1 rRNA gene is annotated in these 212 nt (G+C 51.4%); it reads right to left on the bottom strand.

Annotated elements, in window-relative coordinates:
* A 23S ribosomal RNA gene (locus tag HMPREF0549_RS09205) occupies nucleotides 1-212 on the bottom strand; the annotation flags it as partial.

Raw genomic sequence — 212 nt, 5'->3', positions numbered from 1 at the left:
CAGTTGCAGCCAGCTGGTATCTCGACTGATTTCAGCTCCACGAGCAAGTCGCTTCACCTACATATCAGCGTGCCTTCTCCCGAAGTTACGGCACCATTTTGCCTAGTTCCTTCACCCGAGTTCTCTCAAGCGCCTTGGTATTCTCTACCTGACCACCTGTGTCGGTTTGGGGTACGATTTGATGTTACCTGATGCTTAGAGGCTTTTCCTGG

It is taken from the genome of Limosilactobacillus vaginalis DSM 5837 = ATCC 49540, from assembly GCF_000159435.1.
Lineage (GTDB): Bacteria > Bacillota > Bacilli > Lactobacillales > Lactobacillaceae > Limosilactobacillus > Limosilactobacillus vaginalis.
This window is presented reverse-complemented; position numbering and strand designations above follow the sequence as displayed.